Source organism: Parvibaculum sp. (genome assembly GCF_040882025.1).
In the GTDB taxonomy this organism is placed as follows: Bacteria; Pseudomonadota; Alphaproteobacteria; order Parvibaculales; family Parvibaculaceae; genus Parvibaculum.
Window position 1 is genome coordinate 1 of the sequence record NZ_JBBECC010000135.1, and the last position, 20904, is coordinate 20904.

General features: G+C 64.9%; 19 protein-coding genes. 13 read left to right on the forward strand and 6 right to left on the reverse strand.

Going from position 1 to position 20904, the window contains the following annotated elements:
• Positions 1 to 12: 12 nt before the first annotated feature.
• Positions 13 to 1434 (reverse strand): DUF2793 domain-containing protein, encoded by a 1422-nt coding sequence (locus WEB61_RS09765; RefSeq protein ID WP_368064150.1) that lies wholly within the window; start codon positions 1432 to 1434, stop codon positions 13 to 15.
• Between the two features lie 214 nt (positions 1435 to 1648).
• Between WEB61_RS09765 and WEB61_RS09770 the strand changes: the two genes are divergently transcribed.
• The 5 genes from WEB61_RS09770 (at position 1649) to mtnC (ending at position 6709) form a co-directional block, all read left to right on the forward strand.
• On the forward strand, positions 1649 to 3565 hold the full coding sequence (locus tag WEB61_RS09770; protein WP_368064151.1) for a rhamnan synthesis F family protein: 1917 nt from the start codon (positions 1649 to 1651) through the stop codon (positions 3563 to 3565).
• Between the two features lie 116 nt (positions 3566 to 3681).
• A complete protein-coding gene (locus WEB61_RS09775; RefSeq protein WP_368064152.1) occupies positions 3682 to 4749 on the forward strand; it encodes a putative sugar O-methyltransferase in 1068 nt (355 codons plus the stop codon).
• A gap of 84 nt (positions 4750 to 4833) precedes the next feature.
• Positions 4834 to 5451, forward strand: a complete 618-nt coding sequence (gene mtnB, locus WEB61_RS09780; RefSeq protein WP_368064153.1) for a methylthioribulose 1-phosphate dehydratase — start codon at positions 4834 to 4836, stop codon at positions 5449 to 5451.
• Positions 5448 to 6002 carry an acireductone dioxygenase gene (locus WEB61_RS09785; RefSeq protein WP_368064154.1) on the forward strand — a complete coding sequence of 185 codons (555 nt, stop codon included), beginning with the start codon at positions 5448 to 5450 and terminating at the stop codon, positions 6000 to 6002. The genes mtnB and WEB61_RS09785 overlap by 4 nt, the downstream gene beginning before the upstream one ends.
• Entirely contained in the window at positions 5999 to 6709 is a 711-nt protein-coding gene (gene mtnC, locus WEB61_RS09790) for an acireductone synthase (protein ID WP_368064155.1), read from the forward strand. The genes WEB61_RS09785 and mtnC overlap by 4 nt, the downstream gene beginning before the upstream one ends.
• A gap of 53 nt (positions 6710 to 6762) precedes the next feature.
• On the opposite strand, the gene WEB61_RS09795 is transcribed toward mtnC, so the two are convergent.
• Positions 6763 to 7002 (reverse strand): hypothetical protein, encoded by a 240-nt coding sequence (locus WEB61_RS09795; RefSeq protein ID WP_368064156.1) that lies wholly within the window; start codon positions 7000 to 7002, stop codon positions 6763 to 6765.
• Positions 7003 to 7162: 160 nt separating this feature from the next.
• Here WEB61_RS09795 and mtgA point away from each other — a divergent pair, with 160 nt between their 5' ends.
• Positions 7163 to 7897 (forward strand): monofunctional biosynthetic peptidoglycan transglycosylase, encoded by a 735-nt coding sequence (mtgA, locus tag WEB61_RS09800; RefSeq protein WP_368064157.1) that lies wholly within the window; start codon positions 7163 to 7165, stop codon positions 7895 to 7897.
• A gap of 136 nt (positions 7898 to 8033) precedes the next feature.
• On the opposite strand, the gene WEB61_RS09805 is transcribed toward mtgA, so the two are convergent.
• The gene (locus tag WEB61_RS09805) at positions 8034 to 8504 is read right to left on the reverse strand and encodes a hypothetical protein (protein WP_368064158.1); all 471 of its coding nucleotides are present in this window, start codon (positions 8502 to 8504) and stop codon (positions 8034 to 8036) included.
• Positions 8504 to 10045, reverse strand: coding sequence for a GMC oxidoreductase (locus tag WEB61_RS09810; protein ID WP_368064159.1), 1542 nt, complete (start codon positions 10043 to 10045; stop codon positions 8504 to 8506). The genes WEB61_RS09805 and WEB61_RS09810 overlap by 1 nt, the downstream gene beginning before the upstream one ends.
• A 338-nt stretch (positions 10046 to 10383) precedes the next feature.
• On the opposite strand from WEB61_RS09810, the gene WEB61_RS09815 reads away from it, so the two are divergent.
• Positions 10384 to 11811, forward strand: a complete 1428-nt coding sequence (locus WEB61_RS09815) for an aldehyde dehydrogenase family protein (protein WP_368064160.1) — start codon at positions 10384 to 10386, stop codon at positions 11809 to 11811.
• A 106-nt stretch (positions 11812 to 11917) separates the two neighbouring features.
• On the opposite strand, the gene WEB61_RS09820 is transcribed toward WEB61_RS09815, so the two are convergent.
• Complete coding sequence (locus tag WEB61_RS09820) at positions 11918 to 12442, reverse strand: hypothetical protein (protein WP_368064161.1); 525 nt, start codon at positions 12440 to 12442, stop codon at positions 11918 to 11920.
• An 83-nt stretch (positions 12443 to 12525) separates the two neighbouring features.
• On the opposite strand from WEB61_RS09820, the gene WEB61_RS09825 reads away from it, so the two are divergent.
• Positions 12526 to 13479 carry a toll/interleukin-1 receptor domain-containing protein gene (locus tag WEB61_RS09825; RefSeq protein WP_368064162.1) on the forward strand — a complete coding sequence of 318 codons (954 nt, stop codon included), beginning with the start codon at positions 12526 to 12528 and terminating at the stop codon, positions 13477 to 13479.
• Between the two features lie 333 nt (positions 13480 to 13812).
• Here WEB61_RS09825 and WEB61_RS09830 read toward each other — a convergent pair whose 3' ends face one another.
• Positions 13813 to 14559 (reverse strand): TetR/AcrR family transcriptional regulator, encoded by a 747-nt coding sequence (locus WEB61_RS09830; protein ID WP_368064163.1) that lies wholly within the window; start codon positions 14557 to 14559, stop codon positions 13813 to 13815.
• On the opposite strand from WEB61_RS09830, the gene WEB61_RS09835 reads away from it, so the two are divergent.
• The 5 genes from WEB61_RS09835 to WEB61_RS09855 form a co-directional block, all read left to right on the forward strand.
• A complete protein-coding gene (locus tag WEB61_RS09835; RefSeq protein WP_368064164.1) occupies positions 14558 to 15442 on the forward strand; it encodes a crotonase/enoyl-CoA hydratase family protein in 885 nt (294 codons plus the stop codon). The two genes, WEB61_RS09830 and WEB61_RS09835, sit on opposite strands and share 2 nt — an antisense overlap.
• Before the next feature lie 62 nt (positions 15443 to 15504).
• On the forward strand, positions 15505 to 16614 hold the full coding sequence (locus WEB61_RS09840) for an aromatic ring-hydroxylating dioxygenase subunit alpha (RefSeq protein ID WP_368064165.1): 1110 nt from the start codon (positions 15505 to 15507) through the stop codon (positions 16612 to 16614).
• A gap of 390 nt (positions 16615 to 17004) precedes the next feature.
• Positions 17005 to 18822, forward strand: a complete 1818-nt coding sequence (locus tag WEB61_RS09845) for a YadA family autotransporter adhesin (RefSeq protein ID WP_368064166.1) — start codon at positions 17005 to 17007, stop codon at positions 18820 to 18822.
• An 87-nt stretch (positions 18823 to 18909) separates the two neighbouring features.
• Positions 18910 to 19362, forward strand: a complete 453-nt coding sequence (locus WEB61_RS09850) for a hypothetical protein (protein ID WP_368064167.1) — start codon at positions 18910 to 18912, stop codon at positions 19360 to 19362.
• Between the two features lie 1032 nt (positions 19363 to 20394).
• Positions 20395 to 20904, forward strand: a 510-nt coding sequence (locus tag WEB61_RS09855; protein ID WP_368064168.1) for a hypothetical protein, incomplete at its 3' end; no start/stop codon positions are given.

Consider the following 20904-nt stretch of genomic DNA (forward strand, 5'->3'; position numbering starts at 1 on the left):
TTTTCTTTGACCTCAACCGTAGAGTCCTCCTTCGGAATCTGTGCCGTTCGTACTCCCAGGGAAGAAACTCGCGCCACCGCCACCGGTTTGGATGTATGAATTCCGGAATGACTGATAACGCATTCCTGTAGCGCTACCTGAAAATGTTGCCGAATTGGCAACGATCAGACCAAGCAAATTACACTGGGCGAAAGCGGTGCTGAAGGCCGGTGTTCCTGTCACCGTTACGGTCAAGGCCGCCGTGTATCTCACCTGAGCCTGGCGCGCCGCGACGATGTGACGGCTGGCGCCGCCGCTGATTGTGTAGCTGGCGGTGAAATTGACGTTGGCACCGTCTTCCGCGAGCACATGCACGCCGGTCGCCGCGCCGAACTCCACCGCGCCGAAGGTGACGAGGGCGGTCGTCGATACGTTGAAGCAATTGCCGGCTGCGTTGACCGGCTTGATGCCGTCGACGTGGAGAACGGCGCCGGCGGCGATCGAGACAGCGCCGTCGATGACGACATTTCCGGGGGCGGCCGGGTCGCCGCGTAGTGCGATCAGTCCGGCGCCGGTCTGGGGCGAAAGCATGTCGAAGCCGGCGTAAGTGCCGTCGGCGCACTGGATCGTGACATTCCGGCCGCCGAGATCGAGCGCGCCCGTCACGACATCGATTGCGTGCTGGAGCGTCAGGAAAGCGCCGCCGGGCGTGTCCGCCAATCCGTCATTGCCGTCGGCGCCGTCGCCACGGATGTAGTAGGTGCGGTCGGCGACAAGCCGCTCGCGATAATCCGAGCCGGCGGGAAAGCTCACGCGGCCCGTTGCGCGATCGACGACAATCGCGTCCGCCCAGACCGATCCGTCCGCGCTGACCCTGACGGCGAGATCGTCGGTTCCGGCCAGACCGATCCCGGCGCGCCCGGAATTGCCGTTCTGAAACAGCAGGGCGGCCGTGTTCGCGATATTCGCCTTGTTGATCAGTATCCGCATGTCGCCGGTGCCCGGTGTCTGGTCGTCGTGAGAAAAGAGCGCGGCGTCGGACTTGACGGCAAGGCGGTTCGTTTCGTCGGCCTCGGTGTTGATACCGAAGCTGTCGGCCTGTGTGGCGGCGGCCGTGAAATCCACCCAGCCGGCCGCCGCGAAGACCAGCAGTCTTTCCTCGTCCTCGACCCAGGCGCGCCAGCCCTTGTTCGGCGTGAAGAAAACCCATGCGCCGTCGAGCCAGGCGGCGATCTCGCCTTCGCGTCCCGTCCACGCACCGGACGCGCCGCCGGCGACAATGTGGCGCTCGCCGGGCGCCGGGGCGGGCGGCGGCGATGCGAGATCGCGTGCCTTCACCGCAAGCTGGATCAGCGCATCAAGCATCCGCAGCGCTTCGTTATGCGTGACATGTTTCTGCGCCTGGTTCGGCATGATGCAGGGCAGACCGAGAAGTTCTGTCGTTTCGGAAGACATGGCGTTCCCTTTCGCTGTGCCGGATGAAGGCATCGTAGGGCGGGGTCTGCGCGCGGGGATAAGTTCATGGGACGCCCTTGTTGCGCCTTGTCCGACAATGTCTTATCGAACCCTTATGGCGTCGTTTCGGCCCATGAGGCCGCGCTTGCGGGGAGCAATGAGAGTGGGGAGCGGCCTAAAGCGCCTTTCCGTCATGCGGACCGTCCGATCGGGGATGGTTCTGCATGCAAGCGTCTGCAGCGCCGCGCCGCGGGAAGACGGGCGCTCATCCCTTCGCCTGACGCTTGCGGATGCGGCGCCGCTGCCGGCGGGGCGTTATTTGCTGCGCGCCTCGATGCCGTTGCCGGACGCGGCGGCGCTGACCATCGAGATTGCGGCCGAGGGCGGAGAGACCGCGCGCGGCGACGTCGATGTCGCGCGCTCCGCGGCCGGCATCGAGGGCGCGCCGCGCGCGGCGACGCCCTATGTGCCGATCGTCCTGACGCAAGACGCGGCCGCGCTCGTCATTACCGCCGACGGGCCCGCCGATATGCTTGCGAGGCTGGACTGGCGGCTGCAGCACAGGGGCTATGCCAGGTTCTATGCCGGGCTGACATTGCGGTTTGTCTTGCGCCTTCTTGCCGGAAGAGAGAGCTACCCGATGTTTCGGGAGGCGATCCGCCGGAACGGCATAAGAGGCGTCGGCGCGGCGGCGCGGGGAGACTGGGGCGCGGCGCTGGCCCTGCCGGTGCGTCGATCCGGCTTCACCAAAGGCACCCTCGACTATCCGGAGCGGGTGGGCGCGGCGGTGCGGCCGCCGGTCCTTGTCCCGTCCTTGCAGCTTATTGCCGATTTCTCTCGCGGCGGATCGGTTCCCGAAATCGATGCCGCGCTTCTGACGCAGGCGCGCCTTGCCGGCTTCTCGGGTCTTTGCCTGCCTTGCGGCTGGGACGGCGCGCGGCTTTCGTTGCCCGGGCCCGTCGAACGCTTTCTCGCCGATGCGGCGCGCGACTTCCCCTTTGTCCTGCGCCGGGTCGACGGGGAAGGCGAGCCGGCCTTCATCGCGGCGATCGCGCCTTATCTCGACGATTCGAGATCGCTCCCTGTCGGGACGGATGCCGGCGCCCTGTCGACAGGCGCCGGGGGCGAGGCGGACAAAGGTGGGATGGACGGGGCCGCGCGGCTTCCCGACACGCCGCCGGTACTTTTCGGCCGCGCCGTCCATGCGGCGCTCGGCGCGGCGCTCCGCGAGGCGGAAGGCCGCGCGGCGCCAGCACTCGTTTTCATCGATCTTGTGCGGCGAGACGAGGACGGCCCCACGCTCGCGGAAGACCGCCGTTACGGCTATGCCTGGGTCGAGGCTTTGCGCGTCGCGCAGGCGCGCCACGCGGCGGCGGCGCCGAGGCCGCGGCGTCCGCTCCGCGCCGCGCTCGCGGTTCACGCCTTCTATCCCGATGTCTTCGCGGAAATTCTCGAAGCGATGCGCGACGTGCCGCCGGAGCACAAGCTCTTCGTCACCACCACCGCGGAGCGCCGCACCGAGATCGAAAGGCTGTTGGCGGCGGCGGGACGCGACCACATATTGCGCGTCTTCGACAATCGCGGCCGCGACATTCTTCCTTTCCTCAATATCTATGACGAGATCTGCGCCGAAGGGTTCGATCTCGTCGCGAAGGTTCACACCAAAAGATCCGTGCATCGCAAGGACGGCGAGGACTGGCGGCGCCGGCTGGTCGAACCGATTGCCGGGCGCGACGGCTTCGGGCGCATTCTCGCCGCCTTCGAAAAGGACGCCTCTCTTGGCATGACGGGCCCCGATCGGCATCTCGCCGGGCTGCACGACAATGTCGTCGCCAACGAGGCGCGGGTTTTCGGGCTGGCGCAACGGCTCGGCCTGAGCGCCCGCGATGTAACGCGGGGCCGCTTCTTCGCGGGCTCGATGTTCGTCGCGCGCCTTCCGGCGCTCGAACCGCTGATGAGCCTTGCGATCGGCGCCGACGATTTCGAGCCGGAAGAGGGACAGCTCGACGGCACGCTCGCCCATGTGATCGAACGCGGCTTCGCGCTCAGCGCTATTTCCTGCGGGATGCGTGTCGCGGGCGTTGAGGACGTGCTGCGGCGGGACTCGGTCCTGTGGACTATGTCGGGCTAAGGCCGTATGCCAGGCGATGCTCTGCGCCGCCGCTTTGAGATAAGGTTCGACATATGAACGAGATTGAACGAGATTCGCGCCGGCGCCCTGCATTCCAGAATATCGGGTAATGAAGCATGAGAAAATCGTCAGCCTATGCACTTCTTCATCGAATGCTCGATGACGTCAAGACAGCGCCGGCGCTCTACCGCCCGACTCATTTTTGGGAACAGGGGCTGGTGCGGCTGGCGGCCGACATCGAAGCGACCGGCATCGAGAATTTCCGGCGCGCGGATGCGTGCCTCTCCTATTTCGTTCCGACCTACGGGTTTCCCGGTTTCGGCGTGTGTCCGGATGCTTATGAGGGCACGTTCGCGGCGCTTGCGGCGGCGGGGCATGGCGATGCAAAGACACGCATGCGGCTGCAGCGCGCCTTGTCCGGGGAAGAGCAGGCGCACGCCGATTACCGGGTTCATCTCGCTTCGTCCGGCGGCGGGCAGCCCCATATCGACCGTGTCTCGGAGAGCCGGGCCGGAAATCCGATCGAGCATTTCGAGTTCGACGGGCGACGATTCAGCCGGTCGCTGTTGAACTATCTGCTCGGCCTCGGATTTCTGAAGCAGAGCCTTCCGGGCGCGCATATCGGCGTCGTAATGGAAATCGGCGGCGGATTCGGGTCGCTCGGCGAGGCGCTTCTTGCCGATCCCGAGAACGATCTGCTCTACATCGATGTCGACATACCACCGACAGCCTTTGCAGCGACCTGGTATCTGCAGCAGGTTCTCGGCAGCGAGAATGTGGGTACGTACGAGGATCTGCAGGATCTCGAGGAAATCGAGATCGCGGATTTGCGGCGACGATACAAGGCCGTGGTGCTTTGTCCCTGGCAGCTCGAGCGTCTTCGCGGCAAGATCGATCTCTTTGTCAATTTCATTTCCTTTCAGGAGATGGAGCCGCCGGTCGTCGAGAATTACTGCCGGCATGTCGCGCGGCTCGGCGCCGATGCCGCGCTTCTGCGCAATCTGCGTGAGGGGAAACAGAAGCGGACGGCGACCAACGATGTCGGCGTTGTCGAACCGATTCCGGGCGACCGCTACGACCGGTTTTTCCCCGACTACCGGATCGCCGCCGTCAATACGGAACCCTACGGCTACAAGACCGTCGATGGATTTCATTCCGAATTGCGGCTTTATACGCGCCGGTGATGAGCCCTCGCTGGAGGCTTCCATCGCCCTGCAAATCCATTATGGTGGCGGCGATTCTCGATTTGTCCGGAGTTTGAACCGCCGATGTCTGCCGCAGAAACGGATTTTGCCGAGGCCACGAGAGGCGTCGTCGCCATGGCGCGGTTTGCCGGCGCGCGCGGCTGGGTGCCGGCAACGAGCGGCAATTTCTCTGTGCGGATCAATGAGACGCGGGCCGCCGTGACGGCGACGGGCGGCGACAAGGCGGCGCTTGACGAAAATGGTGTGATCGAGGTCGAGATCGAAGGTGCCGCCCATCCGCGGGCCTCGGCCGAGGCGCCGCTGCATCTGGCGCGTTATGCGGCTGTGCCCGAGATCGGTGCCATCGCGCATATGCACAGCCTGGCGGCGACGGTGCTGTCGCGGCGCCATGCGGGCGTGGGCGCGCTGCGTCTCGAAGGTTGGGAACTGCTGAAGGCTTTCACCGGCGTGACGACGCATGAGACGGCGCTCGACATTCCGATCGTCGCCAACGACCAGGACACGGTTCGTCTCGCGGCGCTTGTCGAAGGGCGGCTGAAGGAAGGCGGGACGGCGCCGGGCTACCTTATCGCCGGTCACGGCCTATATGTCTGGGGTGCGAACGTCAAAGAGACGATCCGCCATATGGAAGCGTTCGATTTTCTGCTCACTGCCCAGCTTCACGAGGAGGGCGCAAGATGACACAGCTTACCGTCTATCCCGATACCGATCCCGAGAAGGTGCTGCTCGATACAAGGGACGCCGCCGCGATCACAGCATCGCTTGCCGAAATCGGCGTTGCGTTCGAGCGCTGGGACGCGCCGCATGCGCTTGCCGACGATGCGGATCAGGCGATCGTTCTTGCCGCCTACAGTTCGCAGGTCGAGCGTCTGATGATTGAAGGCGGCTACAAGAGTGCCGATGTCGTGAGGGTGAAGCCCGACAATCCCGACCGCGAGGCGCTGCGGCGGAAATTCCTGGCCGAACACACGCATGACGATGATGAGGTGCGGTTTTTCGTCGAGGGGGCGGGCGCGTTCTATCTGCGCAAGGGCGGGCGCGTCTATCGCGTCGTCTGCGAACGCAACGACCTGATTTCGGTTCCGGCCGGGACGACGCACTGGTTCGATACAGGACCACGTCCGCATTTCTGCGCCATCCGCATCTTTACCTCACCCGAGGGCTGGGTCGGTCATTTCACCGGCGACGACATCGCGACGCGTTTTCCAAAATTCGCTGGCGCGGCGGCGTGAGCGAAATTCGCGCCGTCGTCACCGACATCGAAGGCACCACGACACCCATCGCCTTTGTGCATGAGGTGCTGTTTCCCTATGCGCGGGAGCGGCTGGCGGGTTTCGTTGCCGCGCATGGCGGCGAGACGGAAGTCGCTGCGGCACTTGCGGAAGCGCGCGAACTGGGCGGCATTCCCGATGCGTCAATGGATGAAACGGTGGCGCTGCTTCTCGCCTGGATCGACGAGGACCGGAAGGCCCCGCCGTTGAAATTCCTGCAGGGGCTGATATGGCGGCAGGGCTATGAAGACGGGGTGCTGAACGGCCCGGTTTATGACGACGCGGCGGCGGCGCTCACGCGCTGGCAGGCGCAGGGGCTGCGGCTCTTCGTCTATTCATCGGGTTCGGAGGAAGCGCAGCGGCTGATCTTCGGCTATTCCGACAAGGGCGACCTGACGCCGCTTTTCGACGGTTTTTTCGATACGCGGATCGGCGGCAAGCTCGACACGGCCTCCTATGAAGCCATTGCGCGGGCGGCGGAGATGCCGGCGGGTGAAGTGCTTTTTCTTTCCGATCATGCGGGCGAGATCGCGGCGGCGCGGGCGGCCGGGATGCAATGTGTGCAGATCGACCGCGCGCTTCCCGCCGATGTCTGGCGCGAGGACGCGACGGCGCCGGTCACCGGATCGTTTGACGCCGTCGAGGAACGGCTGCGGCCCGGAAAGTAGGAAGGGCCAGGCGACCGGTTTTCGCCGGGCCTTTCCGGGCCGGCCCGCAAGCGTTATCGCTTGCACTTTCCTTCGTCGCGGCAGCCCATATAGCCGCCGGCGGCAGCGCCTATCACGCCGCCCACGACCGCTCCGGTGCCAACCGAACCGCCTGTAACTGCGCCTGCCGCCGCACCGACGCCCGCGCCGATGGCGCCGCCCGTCAACGCACCTTTTTCGGTCTGATTGAGATCGGAGCAACCCGCCGTCAGCAGAAAGGCAGCCATCGCGAAGGCCGCCGCTGTTTTCACCATTTTCATCTCCCTCAACATCGATTTGTTCAAAATTGCCACAAGATCCAGATTAGGATGCACAGGGCATGAAGGCCGAAGCGTGTCCCGATTGGGGCAATTGAGGCTGGCGGCACACGCGCGGGCTTGTGCTGCCGGAGATCCTTGCAGATGATCGCGGACGATGAGCGCTGAGATCAGACCTGAAGGCCCCGGCGGCGACCGGCTGCGCGAGCGCGCGGCCGAGAGCGCGGGCATGCGCCGATCGTGGCGGGTGGGGCTGATCGCGGTGCAGGCGGTTCTGTTTCTCTTTTTTCTGCCGGCTTTCCTGATCCTTCTCTACGCGGTAGTGCCGCCGCCGGTGACGCCGCTGATGCTCATTCGCGCGCTGGAGGGGCACGGGATTTCGAAGGCGTGGGTGCCGCTCACGCGGATTTCGCCGCATCTGCAGCGCGCCGTGATTGCGGCGGAAGATGCCAAATTCTGCACACATGGCGGCTTCGACTGGGAGGCGGTCGACACCGCGATCGAGCGGCGGCGGCGCGGCGGGCGCGTGCTCGGTGCCTCGACGATCAGTATGCAGACGGCCAAGAATCTCTTTCTGTGGCCGGCCCGAACCTATTTCCGCAAGGGCGGCGAGGTCTACATAACCGTCTGGCTCGAAACGCTTTTAAGCAAGCGGCGTATCCTCGAACTCTATCTCAACGTCATCGAACTCGGCCCCGGCATTTACGGCGCGGAAGCGGCGGCGCGCCATTTTTTCGGCGTCGGCGCGGGCGACCTGTCGCCGGCACAGGCGGCGCAGCTGGCCTCGGTTTTGCCCTCGCCGCTCAACTGGCGGCCGGCGCCGGGGGGGCGCGCGGGCACAATCGAAGTGAGGGCGCGATCGGTCGAAATCGACAGCGACGGACCCTGCTGACCCCCCCCTCTGTCATCAAACTGTCAAAAAACTGTCATAAAAGCGCGGCGGCACGATTTATCCCGCCGCTTATCCCCGCCCGGCGGAACACTTCTCCCCGGGATATCCATGACTTGTCCCCGCGTGCGGGAAGAAATCATGCCTCGGGCGTGTGCTCGCGCATGACGAGGGCGGCCAGCGCACAGAGGTCGGCTTCGGTTTCGGCAAATTGCCACTTCTCGATTTCGACCATCCGGCCGGTGCGATAGTCGGCGCGGGTGGTGGCGGCGAGCGCGCGATGCGCAAGTTCGGGTGTGGCGGAAGGCGACCAGCCGAAGGCGCGCAGGCGGCGCGCGAGGCGCGTTTCGTAAACCGCGCGGGTCTCGCCGGGCCGGCTTTCGGCAAACCAGATTTCGCCGAGCTTCGCGGCGGCTTCCGGGTCCGCCAGCAGTTTCAAAAGGACATCGGCGTCGAAAGAGAGGCTTTTCGGCGCACGGCGGAAGAGGAGCGCCGGCAGGGCGGCAGCGATGAGCGCGGTGCCGCCGAGGACGACGACGTCGCGCCTCGAAACGGGGTGGGGCGCGGCTGGATGGGCGTCGTCGTGTTCGGTCTCCATATGCTTTGCCATCAGATGAACGCTCCCTGCTCGAAACGGGATTTCAGATGGTCGGCGAGGCGCAGCGCCAGCGCCACCAGCGTCAGGGTCGGGTTGACGGTGCCGCCGGTCGGGTAGAGCGAAGAGCCGGCGATGAAGAGGTTCGACATTCCGTGTACGGCGCAATCGGCGTCGACGACGCCCTTTTTCGGGTCGCTCGCCATGCGCGTGGTGCCGAGATGGTGATTGCCCCAGCCCTCGGCCTCGGTCCATTCGTCGCGTTCGGGAAAGAGAATGCGGACGCGGCCCTCGCCCCAGGCGCCGAAGGCGCGGGCCAGCGCTTCGAGATTGCCGCGCAGGCTGTCGGCATCGGCCTTGCGGAGGCGCCAGGCAAGGCGCGTGCGGGGAAGGCCGAGCGGGTCCTTGTCGTCCGACAGGGTGATGCGGCTGGCGGGGTTCGGCTGCTGCTCCGAGGCGCAGCCGACACCGAGGCGCCAGCCGAGTTCGCCGCCGGCGGCCACGGGCGCCGCGGTCGTGTCGCGGGCGAGCTTCAAGACCAGCGGCTGGACCCATGCGGCGGGATCGCGCTGGCCTTCCTCGGAGCCGGTGGCGTCCGTCACCGCATAGCTCATGCCGAAGGTGAGGACGGTGCCCAGGCGCCGCGTGCGGCGCAGATAATCGGGCGTGAAGAGAAAACAGCCGCGCACGACCGAATTGTCGAGTTTCGTGTAGGTACGGTAGAAGCGCGCCACCTGTTCCGGGTCGGTGACGAGGAAGGTCGCGGGCGAGGGGATGTGCGGATGCTCCATGAAGAAGCGGCCGACATTGCCGTTGCGGTTGCCGAGGCCCGCCGGCTCGATGCTGTTGGAATAAAGCAGGATGCGCGCATTCTCGATGGCGCCGGCCGCCAGGATGCAGACTTTCGGCTTCACCTCGAAGCGGACGCCCGACAGCGTGCCGAGGCGCAGCCGCTCGACGCGGGCGCCGTTTTCGGTCGGCACGATTTCCATGACGTTGCTGTTGAGATAGCAAGCGACGTTTTTTGCGGCCTCGATGTCGGGCCGGTATTTTTTCCCGAAGCGCGTCGGCGGGCTGTAGATGAAGAAGCGCGTCATCACCTCGTCGCCCGCGAGCGGCAGCGGCTCGCCGCCCTCGGCCCAGGCCGAGGCATCGTCGAAGGCGGTGGAGCGGAGCTGGCAGACATCGGCGGCGCGTTCGTAATAGGGGTCGAGAAGGGCGCGGGTGATGGGCCAGCCGGAATGGGGGACCCAGTCACGCTCCTCGAAATCCATCGGCTCGAGCGGCCGCGTCCAGCCGCCCCAGTGATTGGTGGTGCCGCCGAAATAGCGCAGGCGCGAACTCGCCATCGGATATTCGACGCCCGCCATCTCGCCTTCATAGAGCGCCTGCGTGTCGGCATCGAATTCGAAGCCGCCGCTTTCAATGAGCGCGATGGAGATGCCCGAGCCCGCCAGCTCGCGCGCGATCGAAATGCCGGCCGCGCCCGCGCCGATGATCGCGAGGTCGGTTTCGACGGTGGTGCCGTCCGGGACGTTGCGTCCGTCAATGAACATGGGTTGTCTTTGGTCCTGTCGTTCGACTTTCCGGCGCGGGCCACTCGGCTCCGCATTCTTGTCTTTCGGCATCGCGTCCGAATTGTGGCGGCGGCCCGGCTGTTACAGGGCCTGCCACAGGAATTTACGCGGCGATTTGGCGGGTTTCGAGGCCCTTTTACGCTGGACCGGGCGGGGCGCCCCATGCGAGGTTTCTTCCCAACAGGAATCCCCTCCCGGCACCGGGGCGGACCCCGCAGAAGGGTTCGGCCCGGACCTGAAAAGCCCCGAACGCCTGCGAAAGACGGCGGGGGCCCGGACCGGCCGAGGGACGGCATCAAACACGGAGGACTGCCCCCATGAAGGACTATCTGAAATTCTATATCGACGGCCAGTGGGTCGACCCGGTCGAGAAGAAGACGCTCGACGTCATCAACCCGGCGACGGAAGAGCCTTTCGCCCGCATCAGCATGGGTTCGGCCAAGGATGTCGACAAGGCGGTGGCGGCGGCGAAAGCGGCTTTCCCGAAATTCTCGACGACGACGAAGCAGGAGCGCATCGAGCTTCTGCAGTCGATCATGGCGGTCTATCAGAAGCGCTATGCCGAAATCGCCGCGGCGATCACCGAGGAAATGGGCGCGCCGCAGAAGCTCTCGCAGCATGCGCAGGCCGCCATGGGCATCGCGCATCTCAACACCAATCTCGAAATCCTGAAGACATACGAATTCGAGGAAGACAAGGGCCCGACGCGGATCCTGCGCGAGCCTGTGGGCGTGTGCGCCTTCATCACGCCGTGGAACTGGCCGATCAACCAGATCACCTGCAAGGTGGCGCCGGCGCTGGCCGTTGGCTGCACCATGGTGCTGAAGCCTTCGGAAGTGGCGCCGATCAACGCCTATATCTTCGCCGAAGTGCTGCATGAGGCGGGCGTGCCGAAGGGCGTGTTCAACCTTATCAATGGCGACGGGCCCGGCGTCGGCTCGCCCTTGTCGGCGCACGCGGATGTCGACATGGTGTCGTTCACCGGCTCGACGCGGGCCGGCATTCTGGTTTCGAAGGCGGCGGCGGACACTGTGAAGCGCGTGGCGCTGGAGCTGGGCGGCAAGTCGGCCAATATCGTGCTCGACGATGCCGACTTCAACAAGGCGGTGACGGGCTCGGTGTTCGGCATGATGTCGAATTCCGGCCAGAGCTGCAACGCGCCCTCGCGCATGCTGGTGCCGGCTTCGCGCCAGGACGAGGTGATCCAGATCGCGAAGGCCGCCGCCGAGAACGTCAAGGCGGGCGACCCGAACGCCGAGGGCACGACGATCGGGCCTGTGGTTTCGGAAGTGCAGTTCAACAAGATTCAGGGCCTGATCCAGAAGGGCATCGAGGAGGGTGCAACGCTCGTGACCGGGGGCCCCGGCCGGCCGGAAGGCGTCAACAAGGGCTATTATGTGCGTCCGACGATCTTCGCCAATGTGACGAACGACATGACCATCGCGCGCGAGGAAATCTTCGGGCCGGTGATGGCGATCCTTCCCTACAAGGACGAGGAAGACGCGGTCAGGATCGCCAACGACACGGTCTACGGCCTTTCGGGCTATGTGCAGGGCGAGCCGGAACATGCGCGGAAAGTCGCCTCGCGGCTCAGGACCGGCAATGTGCACCTCAACCTCGCCGGCCCCGACCTCAACGCGCCCTTCGGCGGCTACAAGCAGTCCGGCAACGGCCGCGAATGGGGCGAGTTCGGCTTCGAGGAGTTCCTCGAGGTGAAGGCCGTGCTGGGGTATAACGCGGCTTGATGCGAATTCCGGGTTAGTCCGGACAAGGAAGAAGCCGGTCCCGAAAGGGGCCGGCTTTTTTGTTGAGGGCGAGCGGCGTTCGCCATGCTTTTTGCGATCGCAAAAGTCATCCGCTTTTGGGCGGTCTCGCCTGATAGTCCAGCAAGGGAAGTGCGCCGACACGGTCCCGGTCTGACGCTGGAGCCCACAGCCTCCAAGCTTCATAGCGGGCTATCCGGCGGGTCGCGCCTTGAAATAGTTGAAAAGTGGCCATGTCCCTCCATTGCGACGTGAATCGCCCGTACTGATCGGCGCCACTTGTCATGAAGTTCATCAACCAGCCTGTTGCAGATAGGGCCAGCAACCCCGCATGTTTGTCTGTCTCCACAACATCAAGTGACGGCAACGTGCTGACAATTGGCTCCATAGTCCAGTCGTCGCCATAGGTAACACAGGTTTTATCGCCAAAGCCTTGGTAGATTCGCGGGGCGCCATAGCAACTCTGAAGTATCCCGATCAGCGGGGCCCCATCTTCATTGTGACCGAAGACAATTCCGAGTGCCGCGCTGCTTTCGTATTCGAATACCACTAGGTCACCGGATTTGGTCTTCTCAAGTTTCATCAGCTCTTGATGTCCGATAACGTGTGCCATGGTGTAATCCCGTCCGTTGATGTTTGGCAAAGATTTCCTGCGACTCGACACTTGAAAGTGCAAGCATCAGGTGAATTCTGAAAATGGCAAAGGTATTTTTTTCATACTCGCATGCTGATGAGGCGCTGCGCGATCAACTGGAAAAGCAGCTTGCGATGCTCCGTCGGCAAGGCGCGATAGATATCTGGCATGACCGGCGCATCGGCGCTGGCGCAGACTTTGGCCGTGAGATCGATAGTCATCTGGAAGAGGCAGACATAGTTTTGCTATTGGTCAGCGCTGATTTTCTTGCCTCGGACTATTGTTACGATCGCGAGATGATGCGGGCTCTCGAGAGGCATGAAGAAGGAAGAGCCGTTGTCGTGCCGGTGATACTTCGCGCCTGTGATTGGCAAGGCGCGCCTTTCGGAAAGTTGCTTGCTACGCCAACTGATGGTCGTCCTATCACCCAGTGGCCAGATAGAGATCAGGCTTTTCTGGAGGTCACGAAAGCAATCAAGAGCGCTATTGCGCGATCGGATAGACCTGTCGCCGTTCCCGGACCCTCCAAGCCGCCGCCTCTTTCCGAAGCCAAGGCCAACGTGATCGGGCCCCGTTCGAGCAACCTGCGTTTGGCGAAGGAGTTCAGTGAACGCGACAAGGACATCTTCAAGCACGACGCCTTTGAGTTCATGGCCAAATTTTTTGAAAACTCGCTTCGTGAGCTAGAGGATCGCAACCGAGGTGTCGAAACCAGTTTTCGGCGTGTCGATGCAAACCGCTTTACTTCAATCATTTACAAGAACGGGCGCGCGATCTCCCGCTGCACTATCTTTATGGGCGGCGGCATTTTGGGTGCAGGGATTGCCTATTCGGCCAGTGAGACCAATGAGAGCAATTCGTACAACGAGAATTTGACCGTCGAGGCGGACGAACTTTCTCTCCATCTTCGTTCAATTGGCATGGCGAATATGGGGGCGGAGCGCGATGTTAATCTCTCGTTTGAGGGGGCAGCGGAATTCTATTGGAGCATGTTGATTAGCCGTCTGCAGCGCTGAACGCCTCCTAGCACCCCTTGGACTGTGCAAGCTAGTAAATGGCCGCGAATGGGGCGAGTTCGGGTTTGAGGAGTTCCTCGAGGTGAAGGCTGTGCTGGGGTACAACGCGGCATAAATGCCGGCCTCAAACGCCGGCGCTCGCGTCCGCTCGCTTGGCTTGCGGCGCAGGGGCGCCGACGCGCAGTCGCGCTTGCCGTCATTTGACCGGCGTTGCCGTTCAAACGACGGGGGTGTGCGATGGAGAGGCTGAACAAGGTTGTCCCGGGTTTGTCCGGGTAAGGAAGAAGCCGGTCCCGCGAGGGGCCGGCTTTTTTTGTTGGCGGCCGCGGGCGGTCAGGCGATGTCCAATGCGGCGCGCACCATGCGCCGCAGTTCCATCGGAAACTGCTTTTTCAAGGCACCGTATTCGCGCTGACCGTACATGTTGCGAAGAGTCGGCTGCGATACGGCAAAGAAATTGGCGGCGCCGAGGATCATGTAGATCCGTGCGAGCGCTTCGGCGTGGGACAAGGTTTGCCCCTTCGGCGTTTTGCGGACAAGCGCGGCAACCGCATCCAGAAAATCCTTGAGATACCAGCTATGGGCGTGCTCCGCCCGGCCCTTGTTGTCGAGCAGTTCGCGCATCAGCAGTTGCGTGTCGTCGGGATATTTCAGCGTGTTCTCGTAAAGGCCGAGCAACAGTTCTTCCAGTTGTTCGGCCGGGCCGGGATGGGCGGCGCCGGTCCGTTTGACAAGCGCCGTGAGATGACCTGCCAGTTGCGACAGGACTTCGCCATATAACCGCTCCTTGGTGCCGAAGTGATGGATGAGGGCCTGCTTGGTCAGGCCCAGCTCGGTTGCGATCGCGGCAATGCTGGTTCCGTAGAAGCCCTTGTCGGCGAACAGCTTTTTCGCCGCTTTCAGGAAGGCGTCGCGCGTATCGCCGACGGCGGTTGCGGTGGCGCGTGAAATAGCAGGCCTCCCCCGGAAAACCGGATGACGGGTTGACAGCTTACCAATCGGTAAGGCAAGGTAGCTTACCACTCGGTAAGCGTTCGCACAGGCGATTGGCCGAACGACCTCAAACGGGAACGAATCCATGTCCGAAGACGCCGTGAAGTATAGCAAGTCGGGCGCGATTGCGACGATCACGCTCAATCGTCCCGAAAAGCACAACACGATCCGTGCCGAAATGGCGGTGGGGCTCGATGCGGCGCTCCGGCGCGCAAACCGGGACAGGGATGTGCGCGTGATCGTGCTTGAAGGTGCGGGCGACAGTTTCTGCGCCGGCTTCGATTTCTCGGGCGGGCTTTCCCACGCGAAAGACTATGTGGAGGAGGGCTACGACCCCGGGATGGATGTCCACAATTCCACCAACGCCTTCACGGGCGGCATTCCGCTCTTCATGGGGCTGTGGCGCGGGCTCAAGCCCAGCATCGCAAAAGTGCATGGCTGGTGTCTCGGCGCCGGCTCGGAACTCGCGCTTTGTGCCGACCTCGTGATCGCCTCGGACGATGCGCGGTTCGGGACGCCCTATTCGCGCGTCTGGGGGTGTCACCTCACCGGCATGTGGATTTACCGGCTCGGTCTCGCCAAGGCGAAATATTATGCGCTGACCGGCGAGTGGGTGAGCGGCAAGGAAGCGGCGGAAATGGAGTTGATCAACTTCTCCTGTCCGCTGGAAGAGCTTGACGAGCGCGCCGCCGCGCTTGCGGCGAAGCTTGCGCGGATTCCGCTGACGCAGCTTTCCGCCATGAAGCTCATCGTCAATCAGGCTTACGACAATATGGGCCTTCAAAGCACACAGATACTCGGGCCGGTGCTCGACGGGATCATGCGCAATACGCCGGAAGGCCGCGCCTTCGTGCGGACGGCCGCGCGCGCGGGCGTGAAGAAGGCCGTGGCGGAACGGGACGCGCCGTTCGGCGACTACAGCCAGGGCAGCGCCGAGGAACGGCCACGCCGGCGCAGCGAGATCGGCTGAGGTCTGCCGGATGTCGCGGATTTTCGAAGCACAGGAAACACCAACACTCCCGGGAGAGAAACATGCGTAACCTGCTCGCCGACGATTCCACCGTCATCGAACGGCTGCTCGATCATATCGATCGCAAGACCACCGATCTCAGCGAGGGGGTGTGGCGCGAACCGGTCGAGAACTATACGTCCCGGGAACGCTTCGCGGCGGAGATCGCCTCTGTATTTCACCGAACACCGACGCCGTTCTGCCCTTCGGCGGCGCTGCCGGAAGCGGGTTCCTATGTGGCGCGCGACGCGTCGCTGACGCCGATCATTGCCGTCCGCGGGCAGGACGGGCAGGTTCGCGCCTTTCGCAACGCGTGCCGGCATCGCGGCGTGCGGCTGGCAGAAGGGACAGGCTGCAGGAATGCGTTCACCTGCCGCTATCATGCCTGGACCTATGGGCTGGATGGCGCATTGCGCGGCGTTCCTCACGAATACGGCTTTCCCGGTCTGGACAAGAGCGCGCACGGGCTTGTGCCGCTCGCCACGACGGAAAAGCACGGCATGGTGTTCGTGACGCAGGAAGCGGGCGGTGCGGACAATGAGGACGATGTCATACCCGATTATTTCGGGCCGGGGTGGCGTCTCGTTTCCATGTCGGAGCAGGATTTCGATTTCAACTGGAAGATATTCGTGGACGGATTGCTTGAGGGCTATCACATCCGCTCGACACATGCGGAAACCTTCTACCCGCGGCAATACGACAATGTGACGGTCGTCGAGACGTTCGGCCGGAATTGCCGGGTGAGCTATCCCTACCGCACCATCGAGAAACTCCGTGATGTGCCGCCGGCAGAGCGGCGCGCGCGGGGCGCGCTCACGCAACTCAATCTTCTGTTTCCCAATGTCGCGGTGGCGACCTTCCCGAGCCATATGACAATGGCGGTGCTCGAACCGAGGGCGGTGGAGCGCACACGGCTTGTCACCTACACGCTGTCAGATCGCGCGGAAAGCGACATGACGGTCAAGATCGGTCAGGACTTCGTCACGGCGGGAACCGCCGAGGATCGCGAGATGGCGAGCGCGACCCAGCACGGCCTCAGGTCCGGCGCCAATGACGTTCTTACCTTCGGCCTTTTCGAAGGCGCAAACCGGCACTTTCACTGCGGGCTCGCCGAAGCGCTTGGCGAGACCTGAAGCCATTGTCCGGACGTCTCGTTGCCTTCGCCGCCACATTGCCGCCGGACCGCTCTTCCATCTCGCGGCGCGGTCCGCTTCGGCGCGAAGATTCTTCCAACGCTTATCCGGAATTCAGATGTCATCCGGCGATCCCGGCTTTCGCCGGGTGACGCCCTTGGGCGGGGAAGCGCGCCGGAACCGCTGCAGCTGGCGGAAAACGGGGCAAACGGGGTTCCGCGCGCGGGGCGCGATTAACCCTGCGCGGGATTCATTTCACAAACTGCTTCTATCGAGCGGGAATTTACTGTTTCATTATGGGGCAGCCGGAAGAGGCTGCCTGATGGAAATGGGTGACGGCCTCGCCTTGCGCGCGGGGGCATGGCTGCGGGATGCCGCAGAGGGGGCAAGATGGGCCGGGGGGCTCACGACAGGCGGTCCGGATGGACCCGGCGGGCATGGAGCGGCGCGGCGCTTGCGCTGGCGGTCGGCCTTGGCCTGATGCTTCTCCCCGCGACGCCTGCCCGCGCCGACGCGACCGTCTGCGTCGATGAAACATCCGGCACCGGCAACGGCGCCACCGCCACCAACCCCAACGCGACGGCCTGCGGCGACAGCGCGGCGGCGACCGGCCTTGGCGGTTCTGCCTTCGGCGCGGGCGCCGAGTCGAGCGGCGAGGGCAGCGCCGCCTACGGCAATTCCAGCATAGCGGGCGGCGATTTTTCGGCAGCCTATGGCGTCGCGAGCGAAGCGGCCGGCGAAGGCTCGTCGGCCTTCGGCTTCCAGAGCAGCGCGGGCGCGGACTATGCCACGGCCCATGGCACGGGCACGATTGCGGGTGGCGAGGATTCGACGGCGGTCGGCGCTTTCGCGGAAGCCGCCGAAGGCGGCTCCACGGCGGTCGGCGTCAGCAGCCTGGCCGACGACGAGGGCGCGAGCGCCTATGGCGCGGGCGCGACCGCAGAGGGCTTTCTTTCGACGGCGGTCGGCACGAACTCCTATGCCGAGAGTTTCGGCTCGACGGCGTTCGGCGCGTTCTCCGAGGCGAACGGCAGCAGTTCGACGGCGGTGGGCGGCAACGCTCATGCAAGCGCGGCCGATTCAACCGCGCTCGGCGACAGCGCCTTTGCGCTGGCCGAAGGCGCGAGCGCCATCGGGCAGGACAGTACGGCGGAAGGCGTCGAGTCCAGTGCCTTCGGCGAGAACGCCTATGCGGAAGGCGAGAACGCCATCGCCATCGGCAGCGATTACGACGATGACGATACGGGCGCCCATGCATCGGGCCTCAACTCCATCGCGCTCGGCAGCGACAGTGTGTCGGGCGGCGAGGGATCGGTCGCGATCGGCTGGAACTCCGAGGCGACGGAGGACGGCAGCGTCGCGATCGGCGAGGGCGCGTCTTCCACGGGGGCTGACGCCATCGCCATCGGCACCGGCGCCACCGCGACGGGATCGATCGCGATGGGCGCGGGCAGCACGGCGTCGGGCGGGGGTGCGGCCTTCGGCGACAACACCACCGCGACCGGCGGCAGCAGCGCCGCCTTCGGCGAGAATGCGACGGCGACGGCCTCGCTGTCGGTTGCCGTGGGACCGAACGCGGACGCCACGGGCTTTGCCTCTTATGCGGGCGGCTATGCCGCGAGCGCGAACGGCTCAAGCTCCGTTTCCATCGGCGCGGAATCCCATGCGAGCCTGCAGGGCGGCGTCGCGCTTGGCGGCGGAGCGGCGTCGGACGGTTTCCAGGCGGTCGCGGTCGGCGAGCTTTCGTCGGCGTCGGGCGCGAACAGCGTCGCGCTCGGCGACGGCACCATGGCGACGGCCTCGAACAGCGTCGCGCTCGGCTCGGGCTCGGTCGCCGACGAGGCGGACACGGTGTCGGTCGGCTCGTCCGGCAATACGCGGCGCATCACCAATGTGACCGCGGGCGTGGCGCAGACCGACGGCGTCAATGTGAGCCAGCTCCAGGGCGTCTACACCAGCCTCAGCAACGATATCGACAAGACGCAGGAAGGCGTTGCGATGGCCTTTGCGATGTCGGGCACATCGGGGCTCGCGAAACACGAGAAATTCGCGCTGTCGGGCGGGGTCGGCACGTTCGAGGGGCAGCAGGGCGCGGCGCTCGGCGCGGCGATGCGGCTCGACGAGAACTGGTCGCTCAATGCGGGCGTCGCCGCCGGCATGCAGGAAGGCACGGTCGGCGGGCGCGTCGGCTTTCGCTACGCCTGGTAGGCCCGCGGAAAAGCGCCGCCAATGCGCGATTTAGCATTTTGTTGAGGGAAATATGCGCTGATGGCAGGCGTTCGGGAGAATTCGGCCATGCGACTCTTTGCAATCCTGATGGGCATGTTGATCGCGCTGATCGGCGCGTTCTTCCTCGGCGCCTATCTCATCGGCGGATCTCTGGGCGAGGGCAAGCTTTCGTCGCTGCCTTTCGCGCAAGGAACGTCCGCGCCCGCACCCGAACCCGTACCTGCCGCCGTAAGCGAACGCGCCGCCGCGCCGGCGCCGCCGGTGAAGAAGCCGGTCTTCCCGCATATGGAACTGCAGGCGCAATATGCCGGGCCCTTCGCCGATACGCTGATCCAGCGCTGGCGCGACCCGATCGACGGGCGCATCTGCTATGTCTATCTGCCGGCCAATGTGAAGCATGCGCCGCTTGAAGCAGCGGGCGGCTTTTTCGATTACGGCGCGAACTCCATCGGCAGCATCAGCTGCGGCGCGCCGGGGCCGCAGTTGAAGGCCGTGCCCGCGCCGCCGCCGGGGCGATAGCGCGCGCGGGACGAAGGAATGGCGTCCCGATTGCCGGTTTTGTCCCGAAACGGGAGCGGACTCCTTTCGTTTTTCCGCCCGGTCACGAAACGATCACGCCGCCGGGCATGGACGGTGGCAGACTGAATCGCGGTCCTCTCTTGGAGTCGTTCATCGTTTCACGAAAACGATGAACGACTCCAAGTCTTTGTTTTATCGCGTTTACGGACGGTGAACCGCCCCCTTTTGTTTTAAAGGAGGCACTTCACCTGGAAACGCTCCAGGGATTCGCGCATGACCGGCCCGCCTGAACCGCCAGACACCGACGATCCGTCAGACGACCTGCCAGATTGGGATTTTTCCAGGATCAGCGGCGCGCGCCCGGCGCGGCCGGGCGACGAGGCTTTGCCCTGGCGCGATGCCGATTTTGCGCGCATCAGCGAAAACCTCCCGCCGGCGCCGACGCCGGCCGAAGAAAAGTTGCCCGCATGGCGGCGGATTGCCGGGGGCTGGACCGTTCCTTCGCTTCCACGTCCGGCGCTTCCACGTCCGGCGCTACCGCGCTTCCGGGTGCCGCGCTTCCGGATGCCGCGCCTGCAACTGCCGCGCTTGCGTCTTCCGCGGCCGCATATTCCAAGGCCGGTCTTGCCGAGATTGCGGCTGCCGCGCGCGAGGTTGCCGCGTGTGCCGCTGCCGCGGTTGAGGCTTCCCAGCGTGCAGCTTCCGCGCGCGCGGCTTCCCCGCCCGTCATTGCCACGGCTTCGGCTCCCGCGCCTGCAGATCCCGCGCGTGCGGCTTCCGGTGCCGCGCCTGCCGCGTCTTCACGTTCATGTTCCGCGGTTCTCGTGGCCGCGGCCGCGTTTGCGGCTGCCGCAGCCACGGCTTCCGCAACCGCCGCTGCCGCGGCTTTCGCGGCGGCAATTCCCCCGCTTGCGGGTGCCGCATCTTCAGCTTCCCCGTTCGCCGTTTCCCTATCCGCAATTTCCCCGTCCGCGTCTGCCGCATGTGGCCTGGCGCACGCCGGCGCGCAATCTCGCCGTCCGTGCGGGGGGATTGCGCAGCAGTGTTGCTTCGCAAGGGCGGCGGGCCGGCGCGGGTGCGGTCCGGACGGCGGACCGTGCGGCCCTGCGTGCCATTCGCGCTGCAGGCGCGGCACGGCGCGGCACGGCGCGGGGCGTGTCGGCGCTGACGGCGCCCGGCACCGGGCGCTACTGGCAGAGCGGGTCGCTGGCGAGTATCGGCCTCAGCCTCGGCCTCGTCGCGGCGATGTCGGCGGCGAGCCTGTGGCAGGCGCCGGGGGAGGCGCCGGCGGTGAATTATGTCGAGGGGCGGCCCGTTCCCGCCGTCATCCGCCCCTTCTCCGATGTCGAGCTGGCGCAATTGCGGCCGGTCCTGGTGCCGCTGCCGCGCGTTGCCTATCAGCCACCGCCCCGCGTGGCGGCGCGGTCCGTTTCGGGGCCCGCGCCGATCGATGTCGACGCGCTGCCGTCGCGGCTGATGCTGCCGGTGGCCGAGCGGCGCGCCGTTACGCACGCCCCCGCCCCGACGGCCGCAGCGCAGGTG

Coding starts and splice junctions, on each gene's coding strand:
- WEB61_RS09795 (WP_368064156.1), bottom strand. CDS start 7,002: ATGGTGAAAACAGCGGCGGCCTTCGCGATGGCTGCCTTTCTGCTGACG.
- WEB61_RS09830 (WP_368064163.1), bottom strand. CDS start 14,559: ATGGATTCGTTCCCGTTTGAGGTCGTTCGGCCAATCGCCTGTGCGAAC.
- WEB61_RS09810 (WP_368064159.1), bottom strand. CDS start 10,045: ATGTTCATTGACGGACGCAACGTCCCGGACGGCACCACCGTCGAAACC.
- WEB61_RS09815 (WP_368064160.1), top strand. CDS start 10,384: ATGAAGGACTATCTGAAATTCTATATCGACGGCCAGTGGGTCGACCCG.
- WEB61_RS09770 (WP_368064151.1), top strand. CDS start 1,649: ATGGTTCTGCATGCAAGCGTCTGCAGCGCCGCGCCGCGGGAAGACGGG.
- WEB61_RS09840 (WP_368064165.1), top strand. CDS start 15,505: ATGCGTAACCTGCTCGCCGACGATTCCACCGTCATCGAACGGCTGCTC.
- WEB61_RS09765 (WP_368064150.1), bottom strand. CDS start 1,434: ATGTCTTCCGAAACGACAGAACTTCTCGGTCTGCCCTGCATCATGCCG.
- mtnB (WP_368064153.1), top strand. CDS start 4,834: ATGTCTGCCGCAGAAACGGATTTTGCCGAGGCCACGAGAGGCGTCGTC.
- WEB61_RS09805 (WP_368064158.1), bottom strand. CDS start 8,504: ATGGCAAAGCATATGGAGACCGAACACGACGACGCCCATCCAGCCGCG.
- WEB61_RS09785 (WP_368064154.1), top strand. CDS start 5,448: ATGACACAGCTTACCGTCTATCCCGATACCGATCCCGAGAAGGTGCTG.
- WEB61_RS09835 (WP_368064164.1), top strand. CDS start 14,558: ATGTCCGAAGACGCCGTGAAGTATAGCAAGTCGGGCGCGATTGCGACG.
- mtgA (WP_368064157.1), top strand. CDS start 7,163: ATGAGCGCTGAGATCAGACCTGAAGGCCCCGGCGGCGACCGGCTGCGC.
- WEB61_RS09820 (WP_368064161.1), bottom strand. CDS start 12,442: ATGGCACACGTTATCGGACATCAAGAGCTGATGAAACTTGAGAAGACC.
- WEB61_RS09850 (WP_368064167.1), top strand. CDS start 18,910: ATGCGACTCTTTGCAATCCTGATGGGCATGTTGATCGCGCTGATCGGC.
- WEB61_RS09775 (WP_368064152.1), top strand. CDS start 3,682: ATGAGAAAATCGTCAGCCTATGCACTTCTTCATCGAATGCTCGATGAC.
- WEB61_RS09825 (WP_368064162.1), top strand. CDS start 12,526: ATGGCAAAGGTATTTTTTTCATACTCGCATGCTGATGAGGCGCTGCGC.
- WEB61_RS09845 (WP_368064166.1), top strand. CDS start 17,005: ATGGGCCGGGGGGCTCACGACAGGCGGTCCGGATGGACCCGGCGGGCA.